The 23,861-nt window shown below is 59.0% G+C and carries 21 protein-coding genes; 14 read left to right on the forward strand and 7 right to left on the reverse strand.

Features of this window, described 5'->3' with window-relative positions; translation table 11 throughout:
• Positions 1–39 precede the first annotated feature (39 nt).
• Positions 40–714, forward strand: coding sequence for a DUF1007 family protein (locus tag ABLN87_RS17045; RefSeq protein ID WP_353012396.1), 675 nt, complete (start codon positions 40–42; stop codon positions 712–714).
• Entirely contained in the window at positions 699–1,658 is a 960-nt protein-coding gene (locus ABLN87_RS17050) for a nickel/cobalt transporter (RefSeq protein WP_353012398.1), read from the forward strand. The genes ABLN87_RS17045 and ABLN87_RS17050 overlap by 16 nt, the downstream gene beginning before the upstream one ends.
• Here ABLN87_RS17050 and truA read toward each other — a convergent pair.
• Entirely contained in the window at positions 1,655–2,419 is a 765-nt protein-coding gene (gene truA, locus ABLN87_RS17055) for a tRNA pseudouridine(38-40) synthase TruA (protein ID WP_353012399.1), read from the reverse strand. The two genes, ABLN87_RS17050 and truA, sit on opposite strands and share 4 nt — an antisense overlap.
• Before the next feature lie 107 nt (positions 2,420–2,526).
• On the opposite strand from truA, the gene ABLN87_RS17060 reads away from it, so the two are divergent.
• The 6 genes from ABLN87_RS17060 to ileS all read left to right on the forward strand — a co-directional run bounded on the left by ABLN87_RS17060 (position 2,527) and on the right by ileS (position 12,042).
• Positions 2,527–3,942, forward strand: a complete 1,416-nt coding sequence (locus ABLN87_RS17060; RefSeq protein WP_353012402.1) for a YcjX family protein — start codon at positions 2,527–2,529, stop codon at positions 3,940–3,942.
• Positions 3,939–4,394, forward strand: a complete 456-nt coding sequence (locus ABLN87_RS17065) for a GNAT family N-acetyltransferase (protein WP_353012405.1) — start codon at positions 3,939–3,941, stop codon at positions 4,392–4,394. The genes ABLN87_RS17060 and ABLN87_RS17065 overlap by 4 nt, the downstream gene beginning before the upstream one ends.
• The gene (locus ABLN87_RS17070; protein WP_353012408.1) at positions 4,387–5,376 is read left to right on the forward strand and encodes a YcjF family protein; all 990 of its coding nucleotides are present in this window, start codon (positions 4,387–4,389) and stop codon (positions 5,374–5,376) included. Before ABLN87_RS17065 ends, ABLN87_RS17070 begins: the two co-directional genes overlap by 8 nt.
• Before the next feature lie 59 nt (positions 5,377–5,435).
• On the forward strand, positions 5,436–6,146 hold the full coding sequence (locus ABLN87_RS17075; protein WP_353012410.1) for a VIT1/CCC1 transporter family protein: 711 nt from the start codon (positions 5,436–5,438) through the stop codon (positions 6,144–6,146).
• Positions 6,147–6,226: 80 nt separating this feature from the next.
• Entirely contained in the window at positions 6,227–8,917 is a 2,691-nt protein-coding gene (locus ABLN87_RS17080) for a DUF2339 domain-containing protein (RefSeq protein ID WP_353012413.1), read from the forward strand.
• A 164-nt stretch (positions 8,918–9,081) separates the two neighbouring features.
• Positions 9,082–12,042 carry an isoleucine--tRNA ligase gene (gene ileS / locus ABLN87_RS17085; protein WP_353012416.1) on the forward strand — a complete coding sequence of 987 codons (2,961 nt, stop codon included), beginning with the start codon at positions 9,082–9,084 and terminating at the stop codon, positions 12,040–12,042.
• Positions 12,043–12,081: 39 nt separating this feature from the next.
• On the opposite strand, the gene ABLN87_RS17090 is transcribed toward ileS, so the two are convergent.
• Positions 12,082–14,076, reverse strand: coding sequence for a hypothetical protein (locus ABLN87_RS17090; protein ID WP_353012419.1), 1,995 nt, complete (start codon positions 14,074–14,076; stop codon positions 12,082–12,084).
• A 118-nt stretch (positions 14,077–14,194) separates the two neighbouring features.
• Between ABLN87_RS17090 and ABLN87_RS17095 the strand changes: the two genes are divergently transcribed.
• Together ABLN87_RS17095 and ABLN87_RS17100 are read left to right on the forward strand one after the other, a co-directional pair.
• A complete protein-coding gene (locus ABLN87_RS17095; protein ID WP_353012422.1) occupies positions 14,195–14,650 on the forward strand; it encodes a methylated-DNA--[protein]-cysteine S-methyltransferase in 456 nt (151 codons plus the stop codon).
• Positions 14,651–14,725: 75 nt separating this feature from the next.
• Positions 14,726–15,190: a hypothetical protein gene (locus ABLN87_RS17100; RefSeq protein ID WP_353012425.1), complete on the forward strand. Its 465-nt coding sequence runs from the start codon at positions 14,726–14,728 to the stop codon at positions 15,188–15,190.
• Here the strand turns inward: ABLN87_RS17100 and ABLN87_RS17105 are convergent.
• The 4 genes from ABLN87_RS17105 to fsa form a co-directional block, all read right to left on the reverse strand.
• Positions 15,183–15,881: a CDP-alcohol phosphatidyltransferase family protein gene (locus tag ABLN87_RS17105; protein WP_353012428.1), complete on the reverse strand. Its 699-nt coding sequence runs from the start codon at positions 15,879–15,881 to the stop codon at positions 15,183–15,185. The two genes, ABLN87_RS17100 and ABLN87_RS17105, sit on opposite strands and share 8 nt — an antisense overlap.
• Before the next feature lie 87 nt (positions 15,882–15,968).
• Positions 15,969–16,889, reverse strand: coding sequence for a tyrosine recombinase XerC (locus ABLN87_RS17110; protein WP_353012431.1), 921 nt, complete (start codon positions 16,887–16,889; stop codon positions 15,969–15,971).
• Positions 16,886–17,593 (reverse strand): DUF484 family protein, encoded by a 708-nt coding sequence (locus ABLN87_RS17115; RefSeq protein WP_353012433.1) that lies wholly within the window; start codon positions 17,591–17,593, stop codon positions 16,886–16,888. Before ABLN87_RS17115 ends, ABLN87_RS17110 begins: the two co-directional genes overlap by 4 nt.
• Positions 17,594–17,792: 199 nt before the next feature.
• On the reverse strand, positions 17,793–18,446 hold the full coding sequence (fsa, locus tag ABLN87_RS17120) for a fructose-6-phosphate aldolase (RefSeq protein WP_353012436.1): 654 nt from the start codon (positions 18,444–18,446) through the stop codon (positions 17,793–17,795).
• 88 nt (positions 18,447–18,534) lie between these two features.
• Here fsa and ABLN87_RS17125 point away from each other — a divergent pair, with 88 nt between their 5' ends.
• From ABLN87_RS17125 to ABLN87_RS17140, 4 genes are all read left to right on the forward strand, one after another.
• Positions 18,535–20,730, forward strand: a complete 2,196-nt coding sequence (locus ABLN87_RS17125) for a primosomal protein N' (protein WP_353012439.1) — start codon at positions 18,535–18,537, stop codon at positions 20,728–20,730.
• 79 nt (positions 20,731–20,809) lie between these two features.
• Entirely contained in the window at positions 20,810–22,042 is a 1,233-nt protein-coding gene (locus ABLN87_RS17130; protein WP_353012442.1) for an MFS transporter, read from the forward strand.
• 66 nt (positions 22,043–22,108) lie between these two features.
• Positions 22,109–22,987 carry a 50S ribosomal protein L11 methyltransferase gene (locus tag ABLN87_RS17135; RefSeq protein WP_353012445.1) on the forward strand — a complete coding sequence of 293 codons (879 nt, stop codon included), beginning with the start codon at positions 22,109–22,111 and terminating at the stop codon, positions 22,985–22,987.
• Between the two features lie 102 nt (positions 22,988–23,089).
• Complete coding sequence (locus tag ABLN87_RS17140) at positions 23,090–23,434, forward strand: hypothetical protein (RefSeq protein ID WP_353012448.1); 345 nt, start codon at positions 23,090–23,092, stop codon at positions 23,432–23,434.
• Between the two features lie 108 nt (positions 23,435–23,542).
• On the opposite strand, the gene ABLN87_RS17145 is transcribed toward ABLN87_RS17140, so the two are convergent.
• The gene (locus ABLN87_RS17145; RefSeq protein ID WP_170531057.1) at positions 23,543–23,758 is read right to left on the reverse strand and encodes a DUF1127 domain-containing protein; all 216 of its coding nucleotides are present in this window, start codon (positions 23,756–23,758) and stop codon (positions 23,543–23,545) included.
• Between the last annotated feature and the right edge of the window lie 103 nt (positions 23,759–23,861).

A 23,861-nucleotide genomic window follows, 5' to 3' on the forward strand; every position in this document is an offset into this window, starting at 1 on the left:
GCTGGTTTCTGCATGATGCCTATTAAACGCGTTGCCGCTATGAGGTCCGCACCCTATCTTGCGCGCATGCGTTGGCTGATCCCGTTCCTGACCTGTTGCCTGCCATTACCGGCCTTGGCCCATCCGCATGTCTTCATCGACACCGGATTGGAATTTATCGTGGATGAGGCAGGCCAATTGACTCATATCCGCGTGACTTGGGCCTATGACGAATTTTTCTCGCTGCTGCAGCTTGAGGATATGAAGCTGGATCAGGATGGCGATGGTGCTCTGACGAAACGCGAAGAAGCCACCCTGACAGGTTTTGATGCGGAATGGATCGAAGGATATAACGGAGATCTTGTGGTGACCGCGGGCGGTGCTCCGGTTGCTTTGTCCGGTCCGCTGGAACCTCAGGCCACGGCGGAAAACGGGCGGATTATCACATCGCATCTGCGCGCGGTCGAAGGGGGCGCTGTTTCGGCGGCCGCCCTGTCGGCCAAACCGTTTGATGAGACCTACTATACCGCTTACGAGGTAAACCGACCGGTGACCGTTATCGGGCCTGCTTCGTGCGTGATGGAGCGGATCGACCCGGATATTGATGGGCAGTTGGCGCAGATGCAGGCGTTCTTGCTGACCTTGGATGCAGAATACGACCTGGAAGAGAATGATATCCCGCTGGTCGGGGAAAGCTTTGCAACCGAAATCCTGATTTCATGTCCAAATACCTGATTGTACCTGTTGCGCTTGCATGTGGCCTGTTGCTGTGGTTCTGGGGCAGCGGTGGATTTGACAGCCTCGCGGCCTGGGCCGCCGGAGAGCAGCGCGAATTCCAGAACCAGATCGCCCGCGCCCTGCGCGCCACCCGCGCCGGAGAGCCCGAGGCCGTCGCAACGCTTCTGACAGTATGCTTTGCCTATGGGTTTTTTCACGCGATTGGACCGGGGCATGGTAAGGTTCTGATCGGCGGATACGGCCTTGGCCGTCGCGTTGCATTCTGGCGCTTGTCGGCAATCAGTGTGCTGTCGAGCCTTGGGCAAGCGGTGACAGCGGTGGTTCTGGTTTACGCCGGGGTCCTTGTTTTTCAGACGTCACGTGAGGCGCTTGTAGGCACGACCGAACAGGTTATGGCCCCAATCAGCTACGCAGCAATTGCTGCAATCGGGCTTTGGCTTGTTTTCAGGGGCGTTCGCAGTTTTGCAAGGCGATCACGTATTGCGGCCGAACCACCGCAGGCTCATGATCACACTCATGGTCATGCCCACGATCATAGCCACCACCACGACCACCATCACCAGAAGGGTGAGGTCTGCTCGGATTGTGGCCATCGACACGGCCCCAGCGCGGAGGAGGTTGCCAAAGTTGGCAGTGTTCGCGAGGCGATGTTCCTAATCGCAGGCATCGCTGCAAGACCTTGTACCGGGGCGCTATTTGTCCTGATTCTGACTTGGCAGATGGGTATCGCCTGGGTCGGAATCGGCGGGGCGTTTGCTATGGCACTGGGCACCGCACTGGTCACCACCTTGGTAGGCTGGACGTCTTTTAGCTTGCGTGGAGGGTTACTGGCTTCGGCATCGGCGACGCGCTTTGCGTCTGTACTCGCGCCGACCATTGAACTGGTGGCTGGGCTGGTAATTGTCGTGATCGCGAGCGGCCTGCTGTTGCGCGCGATCTAGAAAACTGGATCAGGATAGCCGACCCGTGCCAGATACAACCCTTGCGGCGGGCAAACCGGTCCGCAGGCGGCGCGGTCTTCGGCTTCTAGAGCGTCACGCACATCCTCGGGCGACCATGATCCCGCACCGACACGTTCCAACGTGCCAACAAAGCTGCGCACCTGATTGTGCAGGAATGACCGCGCCCGGACGTGAAAATGCACCTCGGGGCCGGAAAAGCCCTGTACCTGCTGCACCCGCAACTCATCCAGAGTTTTGACCGGACTGGCCGCCTGACATATCGAGGATCTGAAGGTGGTGAAATCATGCCGCCCGACCAACATATCCGCGCCCGCCTGCATGGCCTCGACATCCAACTGATGGTTGATCTGCCAAATCTGCCCTTTGTCGTGGGTCGCAGGCGCGCGGCGCATCAGGATGCGGAACAGGTATTGACGTTCAACCGCCGTAAAGCGCGCGTGCCAGTCATCGTCGACCCGCGCTGCCTGAACAATCGCCACCGGCTGCGGCTTGAGGTGATAGTTCAACGCCTCAGATAGGCGGAAGGGGTCCCACTCCTTGACCAGATCGCAATGCGCCACTTGCCCCAGCGCATGCACACCCGCATCGGTACGCCCGGCGGCAGCAATGGTGTGATCACCCGGCTGGATGCGGGATAGGGCCTTTTCGATGGCCCCCTGAACCGATGGCAGCTCTTTCTGCCGCTGCCATCCGGCAAACGGCTCCCCTTGGTATTCGACTTTCAAAGCATATCTGGGCATGGGCCGCTGGTAGCGCGCGGCGCGCAAACGGGCAAGGGGGCGAAAGCGCTGGCATGTCCGGCAGCCGCTACCTATCTTGGGCGAAACGATTATTGCGGGGCGACAATTTGGTCATCTCATCCCTGGCAGACAGTCTTGTGCGCGGCGTCGAATCCATCGGCGACAGCGTGTCCGAGACGTTTTTCGAGCCGGTCATCCGTCTGGGCGTCGCCGGTCTGGCACGCTCCGGCAAGACGGTTTTCATCACGTCATTGGTGGCAAACCTGCTGGACCGGGGCCGCATGAGCGGCCTTGTTGCCCAGCAAGAGGGGCGGATAAACGCTGCTTATCTGCAACCCCAACCGGACGACACCGTGCCCCGGTTCGACTATGAATCGCACCTGTCCGACCTGACCGGACCCCAGCCACACTGGCCAGACAGTACCCGAGCAGTATCCGAGCTGCGCCTGTCCTTCAAAGCCCGGCCAGCCGGATTGCTGGCAGGGCTTCAGGGACCGCGCACCGTTCATCTGGACATCGTGGACTATCCCGGCGAGTGGCTTCTGGACCTTGCGTTGCTGGACAAATCCTACGCCGACTGGTCGCAGGAGACGTTGTCGCGCATCGAAAACCGTCCTGCGGCGGCCGAGTTTCTGGCGCAGGCCCGTGGCACCGATCTGACAGCGGAGCATGATGAGCCTACCGCGCAGGCTCTGGCCGCTGCGTTCACGACCTATCTGAACACGGCGCGGGACGCTGGTTTCTACGATTGCACGCCGGGTCGTTTTCTGTTGCCGGGCGATCTGGCAGGCTCTCCGGTTCTGACCTTTGCGCCTTTGCCGGTGTCCGACCCTTCGCGCCGTCGCACCCTGCAGCGCGAGATGGAGCGGCGCTATGAGGCTTATAAGTCCCAAGTGGTGAAGCCGTTTTTCCGCGATCATTTCTCGCGAATTGACCGGCAGGTGGTGCTGGTCGACGCTTTGGGGGCGATCCATAAAGGCCCACAAGCGGTCGAGGATATGCGCCGGGCTATGGGCGATATCCTGTCGGCCTTCCGTCCGGGTCGTAATGCGTGGCTTAGTCAGTTGCTGCTGGGCAAACGGGTCGAGCGTATCCTGTTCGCCGCGACCAAGGCCGACCACCTGCACCACACGCAGCATCCTCGCCTGACCGCGGTCATGGAGGCGCTGACGCGTGAGGCGCGCGACCGGGCGGGCTTTGCGGGGGCCGAGACAGCGGCGCTGTCGCTGGCCTCGCTGCGGGCCACGACTGAAGAGATGCGCAGTCACAACGGAACGGAATTGCCCTGCGTCCGTGGCACCTTGCTGGACAACGGCAAACAAGCCGCGTTCTACCCCGGAGAACTGCCGGATGATCCATCCCATCTGCTCGGCCCGGCCCGGAACGGGGCCGAGGCGTGGCTTGGCGAAGATTATGGATTCATGTCCTTCGCTCCGGCCCAGTTGACGCTGCGCCCTGGCGACGGCCCGCCGCATATCCGGTTGGACCGGGCCGCGCAGTTTCTGATCGGAGACCGGCTGTGACTGTCACCCTCCGCCCCGCCCGCAGCACCGATGCCGGTGCGACCGGGGAAATCCTGCACGGATTTTCGCGCGAGAATGACTGGATGCCCGACCTCCACAGTTGCGCCGAAACCATCGCCTTTTGCGGTCGCATGATTGATCAGGGCTGGGTTACCGTTGCCGAGGTATCGGACACCGTGGTTGGATTTCTGGCCCTGAACGGATCGGATGTGCATTCACTGTATTTGACGCCTGCGGCGCGCGGGCAGGGGATTGGCAAGCGGTTGCTCGATCATGCGAAGGCGCAGCACACTTGCCTGACTTTGTTTGCCTTTGAAGCCAATACCGGCGCGTGCAGGTTCTATGAACGCAATGGCTTTGCCGAGGTCGCCCGAAGCGACGGGGCGGACAACGATGAAAACCTGCCTGACATCAAATATGTCTGGCGTAGTGAAGGGGCAGAGAATGGCTAAAGGCCCTGTTCTGATCGACCTCGAAACAGACGAACCCACCGCTGACGTGGCCAAAGCCCCTCCGGTGCCCGATCTGGTGCCGCCGCAAGGGCAGGCCATGCAAAGCGCGGCGCGATTTGCCGCCCGCAAACCTTCGGCCTTGGCGCGATGGTTCTGGGGATTGGCGCTGGCGGTGGTCGGGGCTGCGATTTCGGTCGCGGCTTGGGATTTCGCGATCTCATTGATTGCGCGCGCGCCCATTCTGGGATGGGTTGTCACCGGTTTGATCGGAGCGTTGGTCCTAGTCGCACTGATCATTGCCGTCCGGGAACTGGCCGCGATCGGCCGCCTGTCCCGCGTTGACGGATTGCGCCGCGCAGCGGATGAGGCCTTGGCGGATGCCGATCTGACCAAGGCGCGCGCTGTCACGACCCGCCTGATTGCATTTTACAAGGGTCGTGATGAAACCAAGTGGGGCCGTGATCGGCTGTCCGAACGTATGTCAGAACAATTCGACGCCTCTGGCTTGATGGCTTTGGCCGAGGATGAGTTGCTGGCCCCGCTGGACACTGCTGCCAGCCGCGAGGTTGAGGCCGCCGCTCGTCAGGTAGCGACGGTGACGGCTTTGGTGCCCTTGGCCCTGGCGGATGTGGCGACGGCGCTTGCAGCCTCGTTGCGGATGATCCGGCGGATTGCCGAGATATATGGGGGACGAGCTGGATTTCTGGGCAGTTGGCGTCTGACCCGTGCGGTGTTTGTGCATCTGGTCGCAACTGGCGCGGTTGCGGTGGGCGACGATTTATTGGAACCGGTGCTTGGTGGCTCGGTCCTCAGCAAACTGTCCCGCCGGTTCGGCGAGGGTCTGGTCAACGGCGCGCTTAGCGCCCGAGTGGGTGTTGCCGCGATGGAGGTGTGCAGGCCCTTGCCGTTTTCGGATCGCCACAAGCCATCGACCCGTGCCGTGATCAAGCGGGCATTGAAGGGGCTGTTTTCCAAGGGTTGATCTGACGCAAAGCGCATCTGACAGCCCTTCGTCACACTGAACGGGACGGAGGGCCAGCCATGACAGATCACGGTCACAGCCAGCAGGAGATCGCACAGCGGATCAACGCACCACCGGGCCGCGGCGTTTTGCGCGATGTGGTCTATGGGGGTATCGACGGTTCGGTCACCACATTTGCCATCGTGGCAGGTGTCGCTGGGGCTGGGCTGTCATCGTTTGTCATCGTGGCGCTTGGGCTGGCGAATGTGCTGGCCGATGGGTTTTCGATGGCGGCAGGGAATTACTCGGGCACCAAGGCTGAACTGGACAATATTGAACGCATCCGTGCGATCGAGGAACGCCACATCGCGCTCTATCCCCAAGGGGAACAGGACGAAGTGCGTGAAATTCTGGCGCAGAAAGGTCTGTCAGGGCCAGTGCTGGACGATGCAACAGCCGCCATCACCTCGAACCACGAAAGTTGGATCAATCTTATGATCGAGGGCGAATACGGACTGGGCAGCGTCGATCCGCATCCCATCAAGGCAGCGCTGGCTACGTTTTTTGCTTTTTTGTTAGCTGGTTTGATCCCGTTGTTGCCCTTTTTGATCGCGCTGGAAAATGCCTTTGCAATCTCGGCCTGGATGACGATGGGTGTGTTCTTTGCCATTGGTGCCTTGAAAAGCCGATGGTCGTTGGTGCGTTGGTGGAAATCCGGGTTTGAGACGCTGCTGATCGGCGGCGCAGCGGCGGCGATTGCCTATCTAGTTGGATCGCTGTTTCATCCCTGACCGCATTGGCTGGAATTCCTGACTGTTGCTCTGGGACCCAAGCGGTGTAGCTTGCGCCGATAACAGCTACGGAGCTTCAATTGGAATCGCTGCTTGTTCTTCTTGGCCTGATTATTTTGGCGATACCTTTCACGATCATTGTGCTGTTGGTTGGGCAAACACGATTGCGTCGCAGGGTCGAGCAGTTGGAAAAGCAGCTTGTGGCTTTGCCTCCAACACCGAAAGAGGCTCTGCCACCAGAACCTGAGATTAAGTCGGAGGAACCTGCACCTGCCGCTGAGCCTGCTCAATCGCCCTGGCCTGCTGCCAAGATCGAACCTGAGACAAGCGAAGTAGAGGACACGCAACGCGCTGTTGTCTTTCGGCAGGATCGGTTTGCCGCGCTTTGGGGCTGGTTGCGTGAAAACTGGTTCTATGCCGTCTCAGCCCTGTCCTTGGCGCTGGCTGGGATTTTTTTGGTTCAATACGGGGTTGAGAACGGTCTGCTGCCACCATCAGCACGTGTTGCCGCCGCATTGGCCTTTGGCGCGGCTCTGATCGCCGCGGGCGAGTTTGTCCGTCGCAAGTTTGGCGATGATGAAGACGCCAGCACCGCCTATCTGCCATCCGTCTTCTCTGGTGCAGGGCTGGTGACCTTGTTCGGAGGTGTTCTGGCCGCCCGGCAGCTATACGACCTGATCTCACCCGAAGCCGCACTGGGCGGCATGGTGTTAATCGTGCTTCTGGGATTGGTTCTGGGTTGGTTTCATGGTCCCTTACTGGCCGCAGTTGGCTTGCTGGGCGGTTTTGCAGCGCCCTTTATGGTCGGCGGATCTTCGGATGATCCAACCTGGCTGTATGGGTATTTCTTCATTCTCGCGCTTCTGGGGCTGGGTATCGATACCGTGCGCCGTTGGGCATGGATCACGGTTTTGACCCTGTTCGCTGCCTATGCCTCCAGCTTGCTGTTGGTATTGTCTGCGCCCTTGACGGAACCCGGTTATCTGACCTGCGCCACGGCACTGGCGGTGTTGGCAATTGCGGTCCCCGCACGGCGCCTTTGGCCCGATCACACCGGCCCAATGGTGGCCGAGCTGATACGACGCAAGAAAGGGGATCCCTGGCCTGAGTTTCCGACGCGTGTGGCCTTTGCTGCAGTCGCGGTCAGTTCGGCAATCCTGTCACTACATTGGGCGGATTCGTCTGGGGAATTCTGGCTGGGCATCATCCTGTTAACAGGGCTACTGCTGGGCCTGATCCTGTGGGCCAAAGATGCGCCCGCTCTGCAAGACGTGACTGTGTTCCCGGCCATTGGTCTGATCGCGTTTGTCCTCATGCACGGGCTGGACGGAGGGGTCGTCGCGCAGACCTTCGCGGCCACCTATGCCGAAACCGTTGAAGCAGATGCCCCGATGGTGGTCACTGGATTGATGGCGCTGGCCGCTTTGATTTCCATCCTCGCCGCCTGGCGATCCTTTGGCGCGGAGCGTTATGCCGCTGTTTGGGCCGCGGCAGCGGTGCTGTTTGCCCCCGCAATGGCCATAGCATTGGAAATAAGCTGGAAACCCGCCACCGTGATCGGCCCATACCCTTGGGCATTGCACGCTATCGTTTTGGGTGCGTTGATGGTGGGGCTGGCAGAACGGTTCGCGCGGGTTGATGCGGATAACCGATTGCGGCCTGCATTGGCCACCTTATCCGCGCTGTCCTGCCTGGCCTTTGCCTGTGTCATTGTCCTCAGCTCGACCGCTTTGACCATCGCGTTGGTCGCAACGATTGTTGTGGCGGCGGCGCTGGATCGCCGGTTCACCCTGCCACAGATGAGCTGGTTCATTTGGGCCGGAGTGTTCACGGTAACCGTGCGCTTAGTTTTGGACCCCGGTTTGCGCTGGGCAGACACCGCGCCCCTGTGGGAGATGACATTGGTCTATGGCGCTGCAACGGCTGGATTCGTCGCGGGATGGATTCTGATCAAACCGCTGGACCGCCCAATTGCCAAGATGCTGCTGGAAAGCGCCGCTTGGGCGACCGGCGGCATCCTGCTGTCACTGCTTTTGCTGCGCTGGCTGGAAACCTTCGGCGAAGGCGGCGCGCAGAACAGCCACTGGGGGCTAGGTCTGCTGTCGGTCATCTGGTTGCTGCTGGCTTTTGCGCAGGTGCAACGGTTCGAACTGGGCGGCAAGCTGACCTATCTGCGCTATGCGCTGGCGCTGTTTTTTGCCGGGCATGGTCTGATGCGGTTGTTCGAAGCGTTGGAGATCGGCAACCCGCTACTGAACCCTTTTGCCGAGCCGGTTTTCGGCCCGCCCGTGCTGAATACGCTGGCCGTTGCCTATCTGTTGCCTGCGCTGGCGATTGGGCTCTCGGCATGGCGCATTCCTGCGACGCCACTCTGGTTGCAACGATCCTGCTATGGTCTGAGCATCGCGTTGGCGGCTGTTTGGCTAGGCCTGATGATCCGTCATGTCTGGCAAGGCGCTGATGGCATGTTTGAGGCCAACGGGGTCACTCAGCCCGAACTTTATACCTACACCATGGCTTTGCTGCTGATTGGTGCCGCGCTGTTCTATCAGTCTCTGGCGCGCCGGTCCGACCTGATGCGCAAGGCGGGGCTGGCGGTGATCGGGCTGGCGGTGGCCAAGGTCTTCCTGATCGATATCGCGGGTCTGGGTGGGTTGATCCGGGTGTTCTCGCTGCTTGCATTGGGGCTGGCGCTGGCGGGTCTGGCATGGCTCAACCGCTGGGCAAAACTGCGTCATGGGGTGGAAGGCCCTGAGCCTCTGGACCATTAGGCGCGGGCGTCCTATAAGCGCGGCCATGTTTGACCGTTTGGCCATCATTATTCGAATTATATCCCCGGCGCTCTGATATCGCGAGACGCCGGGCAAAGGTGCTTGAGTTATCGCGCTGACCGCTTCGATCTACACACGACCAGACCATCCTGAGGACGCCCCAAATGTGCGCCGACACGACCCAAACACCTGACTACAAAGACACGCTGAACCTGCCTAAAACTGACTTTCCCATGCGCGCTGGCCTGCCCAAGCGCGAACCCGCATGGTTGGAACGCTGGGAGAAAATCGGTGTCTATGACCGCCTGCGTGAAAAAGAGAACCGCAAGCCCTTTACTCTGCATGATGGCCCGCCCTATGCAAACGGCCATTTGCATATCGGCCACGCGCTGAACAAGACCATCAAGGATATGATCGTACGGTCCCATCAGATGATGGGCTTTGACTCGCGCTATGTGCCGGGCTGGGACTGCCACGGTCTGCCGATCGAATGGAAGATCGAAGAGCAGTATCGCAAGAAGGGCAAGAACAAGGACGAGGTGAACATCGTCGACTTCCGTCAGGAATGCCGCAAGTTCGCCGAAGGCTGGATCGACATCCAGCGCGAAGAGTTCAAGCGCCTGGGCATCACCGGCAACTGGCCCGATCCCTACATCACCATGGACTATCACGCCGAGGCCGTGATCGCCGATGAGTTCATGAAATTCCTGATGAACGGCACGCTCTATCAGGGGTCCAAGCCGGTTATGTGGTCGCCGGTTGAGAAAACCGCGCTGGCCGAAGCCGAGGTCGAGTATCACGACAAGGAAAGCTTCACCATCTGGGTGAAATTCAAGGTCTTGATCAATGAAACCACGCCTCCGGTCACCGGCGAAGTGGGGCAGGTGCAACCACTTGGCGATCTTGACGGATCTTACGTTGTGATCTGGACGACGACCCCGTGGACCATGCCGTCCAACAAAGCCGTGGTTTATGGATCGGACATCTCGTATGGCCTCTATGAAGTCACCGGTGCACCTGATGAGTGCTGGGCCGCGGTTGGTGACAAATTCCTGCTGGCCGACAATCTTGCCGCCGATGTGCTGGGCCGCGCGCGTCTGAACGACGATCAGTGGACCCGTGTCCGCGACGTCACCGCTGATGAGCTTGCAACGCTCAGCCTTAAGCACCCACTGGCTGGGGCTGAGGGCGGCAATGGCGAATGGGACGACATCCGCGACTTCCGCGCCGCTGAGTTCGTGACCGATACCGAGGGCACCGGCTTTGTCCACTGCGCGCCGTCCCACGGGATGGAGGAATTCGAACTCTATCGCGATCTGGGCATGCTCGAGCAGGTCATCACCTATAACGTGATGGACGATGGCTCGTTCCGCGCCGATCTGCCGTTCTTTGGCGGCAAATACATCCTGTCTCGTAAGGGTGGTGAGGGCGACGCGAACAAAGCCGTCATCGACAAGCTGGCCGAGGTCGGCGGGCTGCTGGCGCGTGGCAAGATCAAGCACAGCTACCCGCATTCGTGGCGCTCGAAGGCTCCGATCATCTACCGTAATACGCCGCAGTGGTTTGCATCTGTTGACCGCAAGCTGGACGATGGCATGGGTGAGATGGGGGATACCATCCGCGAACGTGCCCTGCGGTCCATTGACGAATTGGTGAAATGGACGCCGCAAACCGGGCGCAACCGCCTGTATTCGATGATCGAGGCGCGCCCGGATTGGGTTCTCTCCCGCCAGCGCGCCTGGGGAGTGCCGCTGACCTGTTTCACCAAGAAAGGCGTTTTGCCCACCGACCCCGATTTCCTGCTGCGCGACCCGGCAGTGAATGCTCGTGTTAAGGAAGCGTTTGAGCAGGACGGTGCGGATTGCTGGTATCTTGAAGGCGCGAAAGAGCGGTTCCTGGGCAATGACTACAACCCGGACGACTACGATCAGGTGTTTGACGTGTTGGATGTGTGGTTCGATTCCGGCTCGACCCACGCCTTTGTGCTGCGTGATCGCGAAGACGGCACCGAAGACGGTATCGCCGATGTGTATATGGAAGGCACCGACCAGCACCGCGGGTGGTTCCATTCTTCGATGCTGCAAGCCTGCGGTACCAAGGGCCGCGCACCCTACCGCAACGTGGTGACCCATGGTTTCACGCTGGATGCCAAGGGCAACAAGATGTCCAAATCGCTGGGCAACACCATCGTGCCGGAAGAGGTCGTCAAACAATATGGCGCCGATATTCTGCGCCTGTGGGTTGCTCAGACCGACTATACCGCCGACCAGCGGATCGGGCCGGAAATCCTGAAAGGCACCGCCGACAGCTATCGCCGCCTGCGCAATACGATGCGGTTCATGCTGGGTTCTCTGGCTGATTTTTCTGAGGCCGACCGGGTTGAGCCGCAGGATATGCCGCGTCTGGAGCGCTGGGTGCTCAGCCGACTGGCGGAATTGGATGAACAGGTGCGCAATGGCTATGCGTCCTTCGATTTTCAGGGCGTATTCAGTGCGGTGTTTACCTTTGCCACGGTCGATCTGTCTTCCTTCTATTTCGACGTCCGCAAGGACGTTCTGTATTGTGACGGCGATAGCGACCGTCGGCGTGCGGCGCGTACGGTTCTGGACATCCTGTTCCACCGCCTGACCACATGGCTGGCCCCGGTTCTGGTGTTCACCATGGAAGAGGTCTGGCTGGAGCGCTTCCCAAGCGATGACAGCTCGGTCCATCTGGTGGATTTCCCGGAAACGCCCGCCGACTGGCGCAATGAAGAGCTGGAAGCCAACATGGCCAAGGTCCGACGTGTGCGTCGGGCTGTGACTGCGGCACTAGAGGTTCAGCGTCAGGACAAGGTGATCGGATCGAGCCTTGAGGCCGCGCCGGTCGTACATGTGGAAGACAGCGAAACTCGCGATTTGCTGGCAACCTTCGATGTTGACGACATGTGTATCACCTCCGGCCTGACTGTCACCGGCGATCCGTCCCCGGCCGAGGCGTTCCGCGTGCCGGAGATCGAAGGCGTCTCGGTGGTGTTTGAAAAGGCCGAAGGTGCCAAATGCCAACGCTGCTGGAAAATCCTGCCTGACGTTGGGCTGCACGCCCATCCCGGCGTTTGCGGACGCTGCAACGAGGCACTTGGGTAAGCATCTGACCCCCTCTGGAAACAGAGGGGGCACGCCTGTTCAGTGTCTCTTGGGATTGAACAGGTGAAACCCGATCATTTCCCCTGTCAACTTTGTCCAAACCTTGTGGTCGGTGAAGTATCCCGTATGCCCGCCGGGTGGAACGTCGATATTCCTGTCATTGGGAATGAGGTTTCCGTCAATCCGGGTGCCGACGAAATCATCTTGGCGGAAGATATTGAACCATGTCGCCCCCAACTTTTGTGGGTCGACAGTGAACATCTCAGGGAAATATCTCTGGTAGATGTGGGTCACCGGCGCACCCATCGTGATCAGCGTGACAGGGCGGCCTTTGATGCGCTTTTGCACCCGCTCATCCGCCAACATCTGTGTAGCGATCACGGTGCCCTGAGAATGTGAGATCACCGTGATGTGATCGGCAGGGAAGATATCCAGCGCATAGTAGAGCGTTCTGTAGAACCGCTCATCAATGGCGTGGCGGTCCGGGTAGTTGCTGCTTCGATTCTTTAGCGACCAACGCAACGCGCATTTATCGCGTATCGCATAGGTCACGATATCGCGGGCCACGCCCAGACCCGCCGCGACGACGTTCGAAAACCGATATAGGAAGGCGGTGGCGCCCAGCACAATCACACCAATCCAGCCTTGCGCTACGGTGAGTTTGCTCAGGCCGTTGCCTATGGCATTGCAGGTTTTGTTGCCTTCGCCTGATTGCGCCACCCCCTCGGCGTTTGTCGTGGTGGTGCAATGGAGGTCGATTCCAAAGATCACGAGGGACAACTCGCTGACCGCCACGATGGCCAGACTTATCGCCGCGATGAAGAACACCAACTGTGCCAACTGGTTCAGAATGGCCCGGCTCAGAAAATGATGCTTCTCGTGGAGTCTCGTCTTGCCCAGCTTGCGTCCGATAAACAGGCCAATCCCCAGTGCGACCAACAGGGCGATGGCGCCAAATGCGATGCTGAGCGTGTCGAGGGAGTTTCTCAGGTTCCCGGCGAATAACCCCTCGAGCGTCGGGTTTGACAGGCTGGGTACTGTTTTGAGCGTTTTTTCAAACGCAAGCCAAAGCCCGGATATGAAGAACATCCAGAAAACCAGCATCCCGGCGCAGATGCTGGGATAGAGCCGCCGATGTCCATCCAAGCCATCCGAGACCTCGAGCTTCAGTAGCGAGATCAGATACAGGATTACCGTCAACAGAATCAGAAACGCCCAGATGCCGCCAAGGATCATTAGTTGAAAGACGACAAGCTGCTCTAGCGCAGAGCCGCATCCCGGCCCCTTGCCGTCTTCGTCGCACGGCAACGCCCAAAGCTCGAGACCATAAGGCCCCGATATCAGAGCAGCTGTCAGTACTAGGCCGACACATCCGATGCCGCACCAGAACACGCGTCGCAGGTAGGTCGGGGCGGTCTTGAACCGTAGATACCCGGCCAGCGTTCCGCCCAAATAGATCAGCAGCAACAGCGTGAACAACACACCCCAGCCTTGAGCCAGCTCTGTTTTCAGCGATCGGATCATCACCGCGCCAGCGCCGATCAGAAGATATGAATTCAGTGTCGCGACCGCGCCGAAGAAAACCCAAGTGAACAGGTGAACGATTTTGGCCGCATAAGTGTTTCGAGAATTCTCTGCACCCGCTTTAATCCCCTTGCGCGCATGGGTTTGTTCCACATTGTCCATCGCCAGGTAGCCCAGTGCCAGAACCACCCAGATCAGGTCGATTGCCGTCTTGATAGCCCCTTTGGGCGCAGGCGAGCGATCTGCCCAGAAGACCTCGGCAAACAAGGCCTGATCCCTTGTGTCATTGGGTTTGGACACTTTGCGTAGATTGACCTTGAACAGCTTGGCGTTGCGGTGCGAGTCATCGAAATTTCTTTCGGCCAGCTCGATCATCTCGCGCTCGACTTCGATGGGGGGCTGGGATTTTCCGTCCAACCACGTGGTTGCTGCGCCAACCACCTGATCCACGGTTTCACCGGGTTTCTGTTCGCCGATACCATGGACCGTCAGGACCAAATGCCGTCCCATACCAATAACTCCAATTCCTTTAACAATGGGGCAAGCTTAGCACGAAATCGCCAAAACCCCAAAGCAGGGGCTAACGGACCCTCTTGCGCTGGTTGCCTTGATCTGAAAGCCTTGATCCATGGCCATGATCGCAGTTGAAACACAATTCGGAAGGTTGGGCGTTGCCGAGGTGGACGGGGCGATCACCCGGTTGGTCTGGCATGGCCAGGATGACGGCGAAGCTACGCCCTTGCTGCGCGAGGCGGCAGCCCAGTTGCGTGCCTATGACGCCGGAGAGCTGACATGCTTTGATCTGCCCTATCACATCGAAGGGTCAGAGTTTCAACGGCAAGTCTGTGATCTGATGTTTGCCATACCACTAGGCGAAACCGTGACCTATGGCGAGATTGCTAAACAGCTAGGACAACCGGCTCAACCGGTCGGGCAGGCCTGCGGGGCCAACCCGATCCCGGTGATCATACCATGTCACCGGGTTCTGTCGGCAACGGGTCTGGGCGGGTTCTCGGGCGATGGTGGGGTCGAAACAAAGGTGGCCCTCTTGCGCCACGAAAAGGCGGCTGGTCTGTTGATCTGACAACCGGATTTCAGTTGCATTCCGGCAATCAGGTGCACAACTTATACAAGATACCGCAGTTGAAGGGATCTTATGATGACCGAGGCAGATCGCGCCGCTCGCAAGAAAGCAATTACTGATAAGTTGATGTCGCTGGAAGCACAGGAGCTTGCCACGGCACAGGCGCACTATGACGCCTTTCTCCAAGATGCTCAGCTGGACGACCGCGAAGCGCATGACAAAGATGATATCGCGTCCTCGCGCGAGAATGCGGATTTGGCCGCCGCTTTTGACGCACCTGTCCATGCCCATCACGCCAAGATCGATGTGATCGAAAACACTGATTTTGGTTTGACCGATACGGTTCAGCCGGGGGCTGTCATCAAGTTCAACAATCGCCGTTTCATTGTTTGCGTCTCGACAACCCGGTTCGACGTGGATGGAAAGACCTATATGGGGATTTCAACGCAAAGCCCCATCTACCTTGCCATGGTCGGGCTTCAGACAGGTGATGTCTTCACACACAATGGAACTGAGTTCGAGGTTCAGGACGTTATGTAGCCCCGCGCCGCGGAATAATCTGCTGCGCAATACCCGCAAAGACCAGATAGAGGCTTGTGACCACCAGACCCCAATGCGCCCAGCTTTCGGGGTGAAAATCGACCCAGGCCGCCCAGCCGGCGAAGAAGGTCCAGGCGAATGCCATCGGCAGGGTCAGGCTGCGCCACCGTTCGGTCCGCACGGGGTGGACAAATTTAAGCGGCAGGAACATCGCAATCGACAAAAGTGTGACAAGGACCAGGCTGACCCAGAAGTTGGGTTCAAGCGCGAAGATCACGATCACAACCATGTTCCAGCATCCCGGAAAACCCGAGAATGAGTTGTCTTTTGTCTTCATGCGGGTATCGGCAAAATACATTGCGCTGGCAAATGTGATCACGATGATCGCAAACCAACCCGTCCATCCGTCCATCAGGCCCGACTTGAACAGGGCATAAGCCGGGATGAATACATAGGTCAGATAGTCGATGATCAGATCCAGCAGCACGCCATCAAATTCGGGTGCGTTCTTTTTGACATGGTAGTGCCGCGCCAGCGGTCCGTCGATCCCATCGACGATGAACGAAACCACCAGCCACAGATACATCAGGCTCCATTCACCTTCGACCGCGGCCAGCATGGCCAACATGGCAAAAACGGCGCCCGTTGCAGTGAAAAGATGGACGGCTAAGGCTTTGAATCTGAGTGTCATGCGAGTGTCATGTACGATGCGTGTCCAAGATGCAAACCAAAAGCCAGGTTACGCGTCCTACTGTCCAAGAAACCTGTTTGGTCGGGGTCAGGCCTTGGGATGAGCGCGGTTGTAGACCTCCATCAAGCGCGCGGTATCAACGGCTGTATAGGCTTGGGTCGTCGAAAGCGATGCGTGCCCCAAAAGTTCCTGAATAGCCCGAAGATCGCCACCGGCAGACAGCAGATGCGTGGCGAAGCTGTGCCGCATGGCATGGGGCGTTGCCGTTGACGGCAAACCCAGTTGCATACGAGCTTTGGCCATCACCCCTTGAATGGCACGCGGGTTCAATGCGCCACCGCGCACACCGCGGAACAGAGGTGCCTCAGACGACTGAGGATGTGGACAAAGGTGTAAGTAGCGGTCGACAGCCTCGCGCGCCGCAGGGATTACGGGCACGATGCGTTCTTTGCCACCCTTACCGATGATGCGCAGGGTTTGCGGCAATGGGGCATCTGACCCGGTGAGCGACAGAGCCTCGGATATCCGCAAGCCGCAACCATAGAGTAGGGTGACAACCGCTACGTCTCTCGCGGCAACCCAATTTGATGTTGCCTGCAATTCGACCGTATCGATCATGGCTCGGGCTGCGTCCTGGGCCAAGGGACGCGGCAGTTTTTTGGTGAACTTGGGCGCGCGTGTGGTCAGAACGGCCGTGGGTTCAAACCCTTCCCGTTCAGCTAGCCATCGGTAGAAACTTTTGACAGCCGAGAGTTTGCGCGCAAGCGACCGCGCGCCGACCCCGTCTGCGCGCAGTTGCGCCATCCATGCCCGCATGTCCGAGATCGAAATGCGTTCCAGTGCTGCAAGCCCCGGACGATCTCCGTGGTGGAGTGTCATGAAGGACAGAAAATCAGTGACATCGCCGCGGTATGCGGTCTGAGTGTTGTCTGATCGTCCAGCCAGCGCACCAAGGCTTTCTAGCCAGTGCTGCAAGGCATCCCTGCAAGCCGGTGAAATCAAGCTCACGACAGCCAGTGGCGCATCGAGCGTTCGAATACGCCTGCGAAGAAGGCCAGAAGATCAGTGCCAAGCTGCGGCGTGAAATGGCGCGGATCTGTGGCGCCCATCACGATCATGCCTGGCAGGCGGCCTGTGCCCAGATTCAGCTTGAGGCATGCCTCGGACCGCAGATGGTCGGCGTCGCTGCCAAAGATGCGCGGGTTGGGCTGTCGGATTTCGCGCAAAGTGACGTCGCGCACCGTGCTGCCGCGATCGCGTGAGAGGTATCTGTTGACATAACCGGGTTCAACGACCGTCAGAACACCGCCCAGCTTATCGATCGCCGGGTCGTCTTGCAGGATGGCGGTTTCCAAAACCAGGGTGATCCGATCGACGCGCAGAATTTCGGGAACTTCATTGCCCAGGATGCGCAGAAAATCCTCGAACTCAACGGGTTCGAGAAGCCGCAGAATGGCGCGATGGATCTGATTGGTGCCAGCCAGGTTTTCATAGGCCGCCGCAATTACGGAACGATGCGTGTCTTCCAGCCGGTCCAACCGCGCTTCGAGCCGCTGCATGGCAATGCCACGCAAGTCGATCACGTTTTCACCGCGCGCCTGTTCATTTGCGCTGACCAATGCCTGCATCAGGTCTTTGTCATCCAGCAAGGCATCTGGTTTGGCCAGAATCGCAGCGCGAAGGCTGTCTTCAAGTTTTGGGTTGCTGCTCATGTCCCGTCCGGTCGGTATTCTTTGTTTTGGCGGCTTATAACATGATGGACCGGTTTTGCCTTGGGAAAAATACATCTTTTGATGGAATAATTGGCCCGTGTGGCGAGCGCTCCCGCCTGTTTGGCGCTGATCAGAGATCAGCCCCGCACAGTTGGGCAGGGCGCGGTGCCTATCGGCACCGCGCGGTTGTGCAAAAGGATCAGAGGATTTGCTGACCGGTTTTGGCCCAATCGGCGAGGAAGGTTTCCAGACCTTTGTCTGTCAGAGGATGATCGGCCAGTTTCTTGATCACGGCTGGCGGTGCAGTAATCACATCGGCCCCGATGCGCGCACTGTCGGTCACGTGGTTCACGGTGCGGATCGAAGCGGCCAGAATCTCTGTTTCGAACCCGTAATTGTCATAGACCTGACGAATGTCGGCGATCAGGTCCATACCATCGAGGTTGATATCGTCCAGACGACCGATGAAGGGCGAGATGAAGGTTGCGCCTGCTTTGGCCGCCAGAATCGCCTGATTGGTCGAGAAACACAGGGTTACGTTGACCATCTGGCCTTCGTCGCTGAGGGTTTTGCAGGTTTTCAGGCCGGCCCATGTCAGCGGCACTTTGACGGCGATATTCGGCGCGATCTTGGCCAGCTTGCGGCCTTCGGCGATCATGTCGTCGGCTTCGGTGGCGACAACCTCGGCCGATACCGGGCCATCGACCAGATCACAGATCTCTTTGGTCACTTCCAGAATGTCGCGACCCGACTTCAGGATCAGCGAAGGGTTGGTGGTTACGCCGTCCACCATGCCCAGATCGTTCAGTTCGGCAATGGCGTCGATCTCGGCGGTGTCTACGAAGAATTTCATGAGGGCAGTCCTTTGATGGGTTGGCCTTGGTCGCGGATGGCTTTACCTCAAAGAGACCCCTGCTGGAACCCCCTGCGAAGGATATGCCGTGAGCGCTAACGGATTTTTCGACCAAGGAGAGCTGGTTGCGGTGCTTACAACGCAGCCGCTGGACCGGACGCTGGATTACAAGGCGCCCGAAGGCGGGTGCGTTCTGGGCGCTTTTGTCGAGGTTCCCTTGGGCCCGCGCAAGGTGCTGGGGGTGGTTTGGGGGCCGGGGCAGGGCGGCTTTGACCTGAGCAAGGCGCGCTCGGTGATCCGGGTTCTTGACGTTGCACCGATGCGTGAAGAGATGCGGGTGTTTCTGGAAAAGGTCGCCCATTACACTCTGACACCCATGCCCGCGATGCTGCGTCTGGCGACGCGGGCACCGGGCTTGGGTGATCCGCCATCGATGCGCAAGGTCTATCGGCTGGGTGAAGGTCAACCAGACCGAATGACAGACGCCCGGGCCCGGGTTTTGGGGGTATTGCGCGACTATGGCGGGCTGGCTTTCACCTTGAAGGAACTCGCCGAGCAGGCGGGTGTAACGTCATCCGTGGTAAAAGGGTTGGTCCAACAAGGCGCCGTGCGCGAAGAGGACAGCCCGCGCGACCTGCCTTATCCTCATCTTGATCCGGACCTTCCCGGGAAAGACCTGACAGCGGATCAGGCAGCGGCGGTCAAACGGCTTCAGGCCGGGCAGCGGACCGGCGATTACGGCACCACGCTGCTGAAAGGCGTTACAGGTTCCGGTAAGACCGAGGTCTATTTGGAGGCCGTGGCCGAGGCATTGCGCATGGGGCGGCAGGCCTTGGTCCTACTGCCCGAGATCGCCCTGACCGCAGAATTTCTGACCCGGGTCGAGGCGCGGTTCGGTGCGCGCCCGGCGGAATGGCATTCCGGTGCAACCATGACGGAACGGCGACGGGTCTGGCGGATGGTCGGGCAGGGCAATGCGCAACTGGTCGTGGGCGCCCGGTCGGCGCTGTTTCTGCCATTTCGAGACCTGGGGCTTGTGGTCGTCGATGAAGAACACGACACGTCCTACAAACAGGAAGACGGCGTGCACTACAGTGCACGCGACATGGCGGTTCTGCGCTCGGCGATCTGTGGCGCGCGGGTGATTCTGGCCAGTGCGACACCTTCGCTGGAAAGTTGGGCCAATGCCGAGGCGGGCAAGTATGAACGGCTTGACCTGACCTCGCGCTTCGGAGCGGCGGTATTGCCCGAGATGAAGCCCATCGACATGCGGGCCGAGCAGATGCCGCCCGGAACGTGGGTTTCTCCGTCTTTGCGGCAAGCGGTGCAGCAGCGGATCGAAAAAGGTGAACAATCGCTGTTGTTCATCAACCGCCGTGGCTATGCGCCGGTCACGTTGTGCCGGGCCTGTGGCGAGCAGATCGCCTGTGATCAGTGCGACGCACGCATGGTCGAGCATCGGTTTCTCAAGCGATTGATGTGCCACCAATGTGGCGAAACCAAGCCGATGCCCGATGCCTGCCCCTCCTGCGGCGTAGAGGGCAAGCTGGCCCCGGTCGGGCCGGGGATCGAACGGCTGGCGGAAGAAGCCGAGGCGACCTTCCCCGAGGCGAAAATCGCGATGCTGAGTTCCGATCTTTTTGGTTCAGCCCGGGCATTGAAAGCCAAGATAGAAGAGATCGCCGCCGGGGATGCCGACATCATCATCGGTACGCAGTTGGTGGCCAAGGGGCACAACTTTCCCAAGCTTACATTGGTCGGTGTAATTGACGCTGACCTTTCCCTGCACGGCGCGGACCTGCGCGCGGCCGAGCGCACGTTTCAATTGATGCGGCAAGTGGCTGGGCGCGCGGGACGGGCGGACAAGCCGGGGCAGGCGCTTTTGCAGACATTTCAACCGGAACACCCGGTGATCCGGGCCATCCTGTCGGGTGATGAGGAAGGGTTCTGGAAAGCCGAGGCAGCGGGTCGGCAGGCGGCAGGCGTGCCGCCCTATGGTCGCATGGCCGGGATCGTGTTGTCGGGGCCCGAGGTCGGGCCGGTCTTCGATATCGGCAATGCAATGGCCCGCAACGACGCGCCCCTGCGCGCCATCGGTGCTCAGGTCTTTGGCCCGGCGCCGGCACCCATTGCGCGTATACGCGGCCGCCACAGAGTGCGCTTGTTGGTGAAAGCCCCCAAAGGGGCGCCGATTCAGGATGCCATCGCCCGCTGGATCGCCCCATTGCGCCTGAAGGGCGATATCCGCCTGACCGTCGATATCGACCCACAGAATTTTTACTGACCTCTGCATCTGTGCAGGGTGATTGTGCGCAGACCGCTTCCCTCTCGCCAAAGCAGTGAAATGGGCGTAGAGGACTCTCATGCTGAAACCCATGCCCCTTACCGAGGCGCAGAGCCTGCCGTTCTGGCGCCGCCCCATCACGCTGTTGTTCATGATGGCGCTGACCATGCCCATTGCGTTCAACGCATGGAGCGCGCTGCTGAACAACTTTGTTATTGAGGTGGCGAACTTTGATGGCGCGGATATCGGTCTGCTGCATACGGTGCGCGAGATCCCGGGGTTTCTGGCGGTTGGCGTGATTGCCGTCATCATTTTCATTCGCGAGCAGGTGCTGGCAATGATCTCTCTGATGATGCTTGGTGTCGCAACGGCGGTGACCGCTTGGTTCCCCAGCCTGGGCGGGTTGCTGTTTGTGACCTTGTTCAGTTCGATCGGGTTCCATTACTACGAGACCGTGAACCAGTCGCTTCAATTGCAGTGGCTGCCCAAGGATCGTGCTCCGCAGGTGCTGGGATGGCTGGTTGCGATGGGGTCGGCGGCGACCATGGTGGTGTATGGGCTGATCGTTTTGACCTGGGATCGTTTCGATCTGTCCTACAATTTTGTATTCATGGCGTCGGGTGGAGTGACGGCTGCGCTGGCCCTATTCTGTCTGTTCGCCTATCCGCAATTCGATGCGCCCACACCGCAGACCAAGAAGCTGATCCTGCGTCGCCGGTATTGGCTGTATTATGCATTGCAGTTCATGGCAGGCGCGCGGCGGCAGATATTCGTCGTCTTTGCCGGGTTCATGATGGTCGAGAAATTCGGCTTTGAAGTGCATGAGCTCACCAGCCTTTATCTGATCAATCTGATGATCAACATGATGGCCGCCCCATTGCTGGGAAAGGCGGTGGCAAAATTCGGTGAGCGGCGCACGCTGATATTCGAATATACCGGTCTGGCCGTCGTGTTCGCAGCCTATGGCGGCATCTATTGGTTCGGCTGGGGTGTTCTGCTTGCGGCAATCCTATATGTGATCGACCACGTGCTGTTTGCGCTGGCTTTGGCGTTGAAAACCTATTTCCAGAAAATCGCCGACCCTGCTGATATCGCGCCGACCGCTGCGGTGGCCTTCACGATCAATCATATTGCAGCGGTGTTTTTGCCCGCTTTGCTTGGCCTGCTTTGGGTCGTGTCGCCGGGCGCCGTGTTTGGCCTGGCCGCGGCGATGGCGATCGTTTCGCTGCTGTTGTCGCTGTTGATCCCGCGTCACCCCGAGCCCGGCAACGAAACCATCCTGACCAAATACGCTCCGGCCCCTGCGGAATAGGCCTCAGCGCTTGACGTTGACGGCGCGGCGTCCTAGGCGCGGTGTTAATCGAGACAGGAGGCCCCAATGCCCACATTCACCGCACTGACGACGCTGACAGGTAAGAAGGCCGCCGAAGGTCTGGGCGAGGCGATGGAACGTCTGGAGCCGGAACCAACCGGTGTCGGTGTGTTCGAGGTCGAAGACGGCTCGGGCCTTTGGGAAGTTGGGGGGTATTTCACTGAAGCACCAGATGAGACGGCCCTTGCGGTTTTGGCCGCTGCGTTTGAGGCCAAACCCTTTGTCGTTTCGGAACTGCCTGAAACCGATTGGGTTGCCCATGTGCGGCGTGAATTGGCCCCGGTCGAAGCGGGCCGCTTCTTTGTCTATGGCAGCCACGATGCGGACAAGCTGCCCGAGGACCGGATTCCGTTACTGATCGAGGCCGCGATGGCGTTTGGCACAGGTCATCACGGCACCACGCTTGGCTGTTTGAAGGCGCTGGATCGTTTGCTGGATGACGGGTTTAGCGCCACGAAAGTTGCCGATATCGGATGTGGCACCGCCGTTCTGGCTATGGCCGCAGCACGTGTTTGGGATGGCGAGATTCTGGCCAGCGACATTGATCAGGTTGCGGTTGACGTGGCCGAGGCCAACCTGAAGGCCAATGGCATGGTCGGAGCCGTTCGCTGTGTTGAGGCGGCGGGGTTTGATCATCCTGAGCTTAAATCTGCCACGCCTTATGACCTGATATTTGCAAATATCCTCAAGGGCCCGCTGGTGGCCTTATCACCGGAAATTGCCGCGAATCTCTGTACGGGGGGGTACGCAATTTTGTCGGGAATCCTCAATGAACAGGCTGATGATGTCGTGTCTGTTTATTCTCAGAATGGATTTAATCTGGCGGACAGAAGTGAGATTGGTGAATGGACGACGCTAATCTTAAGCAAACAGGGCCCAATTTAGACCATTTGCAGGAGTTTTGTGGATTTTTGCCACGGTTTTGTCGCATTCTCTGCTTACCGTTTTTTGATCAACTCGATGGGGGGCGGTTTTGTGGAGGCTGCCATGACGACAAAACAACTGGAATTTAATCAGCGCGTACATCGCCTGAACAAGAAGCATCACAAGATGAGCCGAGGCTATCGCGCGACGATGCGCAAGGATGGCTTGGTGGTTATGAAACCACAGCGTGTTCGATCAGCTGTTCCGGCCAAGGTGTTAGTCTTTTGCTTGCTTGGCTTTTTCGGGTTCAAAGCATTCCTGCTATCCAACCTCGGGCCGACGGGCTATCAGTTTCGGATCGATAGCCTGAATCAGGGCACATCGGTTGAACAGGCTGGTGCATGGGTCATGCAGATTGATCCCTTGTCCGAAGCGCTAGCAGTTCAGTTGAACAAAGTCCTCTACTGATACAGTCTGGTTCTAGACCTCCAGAATAGAAAAACACCGCGCGCTGAACAGCACGCGGTGTTTTCTTTTTGCCCCATAGGGAGGAGAAGGGGCAGTTATGTCGTCGTCTTAACGGCGGCCTTCGGCGATCATATCGATGTCGCCACGGCACAGGCCGATATCTTCCAGCTCGCGGTCCGTCAGGCCAGTCAGCGCTTTGCGTGTTGCGCGGGCGTCGTTCCATTCAGCAACGACATTGAATGCCGATACAAAAAGCGCGCCGATACGGCCAACGAGGCCGAACGAGCCAGTGGTGGCGATGCGGGTGGTGTCCAGTGCAGCCATATCCTGTTTCCTTCTGGTTTGTGTTTCATTTCGATCTTGCGATCTGCCGGGCATTTAGTGCTGCCAAATCGCCCGCACAAGAGCATTTTTTTGCATATTTCCT

This window comes from Ruegeria sp. SCP10, assembly GCF_040329495.1.
In the GTDB taxonomy this organism is placed as follows: Bacteria; Pseudomonadota; Alphaproteobacteria; order Rhodobacterales; family Rhodobacteraceae; genus Ruegeria.

Bases quoted from the DNA above. Each gene is read 5' to 3' on its own strand.
- ABLN87_RS17045 (WP_353012396.1), top strand. From the start codon at position 40: ATGAGGTCCGCACCCTATCTTGCGCGCATGCGTTGGCTGATCCCGTTC.
- ABLN87_RS17050 (WP_353012398.1), top strand. From the start codon at position 699: ATGTCCAAATACCTGATTGTACCTGTTGCGCTTGCATGTGGCCTGTTG.
- truA (WP_353012399.1), bottom strand. From the start codon at position 2,419: ATGCCCAGATATGCTTTGAAAGTCGAATACCAAGGGGAGCCGTTTGCC.
- ABLN87_RS17070 (WP_353012408.1), top strand. From the start codon at position 4,387: ATGGCTAAAGGCCCTGTTCTGATCGACCTCGAAACAGACGAACCCACC.
- ABLN87_RS17075 (WP_353012410.1), top strand. From the start codon at position 5,436: ATGACAGATCACGGTCACAGCCAGCAGGAGATCGCACAGCGGATCAAC.
- ileS (WP_353012416.1), top strand. From the start codon at position 9,082: ATGTGCGCCGACACGACCCAAACACCTGACTACAAAGACACGCTGAAC.
- ABLN87_RS17090 (WP_353012419.1), bottom strand. From the start codon at position 14,076: ATGGGACGGCATTTGGTCCTGACGGTCCATGGTATCGGCGAACAGAAA.
- ABLN87_RS17095 (WP_353012422.1), top strand. From the start codon at position 14,195: ATGGCCATGATCGCAGTTGAAACACAATTCGGAAGGTTGGGCGTTGCC.
- ABLN87_RS17100 (WP_353012425.1), top strand. From the start codon at position 14,726: ATGACCGAGGCAGATCGCGCCGCTCGCAAGAAAGCAATTACTGATAAG.
- ABLN87_RS17105 (WP_353012428.1), bottom strand. From the start codon at position 15,881: ATGACACTCAGATTCAAAGCCTTAGCCGTCCATCTTTTCACTGCAACG.
- ABLN87_RS17115 (WP_353012433.1), bottom strand. From the start codon at position 17,593: ATGAGCAGCAACCCAAAACTTGAAGACAGCCTTCGCGCTGCGATTCTG.
- fsa (WP_353012436.1), bottom strand. From the start codon at position 18,446: ATGAAATTCTTCGTAGACACCGCCGAGATCGACGCCATTGCCGAACTG.
- ABLN87_RS17130 (WP_353012442.1), top strand. From the start codon at position 20,810: ATGCTGAAACCCATGCCCCTTACCGAGGCGCAGAGCCTGCCGTTCTGG.
- ABLN87_RS17135 (WP_353012445.1), top strand. From the start codon at position 22,109: ATGCCCACATTCACCGCACTGACGACGCTGACAGGTAAGAAGGCCGCC.
- ABLN87_RS17140 (WP_353012448.1), top strand. From the start codon at position 23,090: ATGACGACAAAACAACTGGAATTTAATCAGCGCGTACATCGCCTGAAC.
- ABLN87_RS17145 (WP_170531057.1), bottom strand. From the start codon at position 23,758: ATGGCTGCACTGGACACCACCCGCATCGCCACCACTGGCTCGTTCGGC.